This window comes from Arthrobacter sp. 05L428 (assembly GCF_056397665.1).
In genome coordinates this window covers 1-349 of the sequence record NZ_JBFTNW010000027.1, presented here as the reverse complement: position 1 = coordinate 349, position 349 = coordinate 1, and the positions used below count along the sequence as shown (strand labels likewise).

The following is a 349-nucleotide window of genomic DNA, read 5'->3' as shown; positions in this document are numbered from 1 at the left end:
CCGATACCCCGGTCCCGGTGCTGCCGTCTCCGAAGGCCCATCCGTAGCCGGTGATGCCGGCGTCGTCGGTGGAGGCGCTGGCATCGAAAGCCGCGGTCAGACCGGAGGCCGAGGCGGTGAACGACGCCACCGGCGCGGCATTCACCGTGGCACCGCTGGTGGTGGTTGTTGCGGTGAGGTCGAAGCTGATGTCTTTGGTGGCGTGGTAGTTCAGGTGGGTTTCGGCGGCGATGGTGTTGGTTCCGTTGACCAGCAGGGAGAGTGGGACGTTGAAGGTGACCGGGGCGGCGTTGGCGTTGGAGGTGGGGATTGCTGCGGTGGCGTAGGTGTTGATGGTGACAGTGCCGGT

Annotated in this window: 1 protein-coding gene; it reads right to left on the bottom strand. The window is 66.2% G+C overall.

The genetic code is table 11. The annotated features are described in order from the left end of the window. Positions 1 to 349 (bottom strand): PKD domain-containing protein (locus tag AC1DH3_RS16700; protein ID WP_476909821.1); only part of this gene is annotated, 349 nt, incomplete at both ends.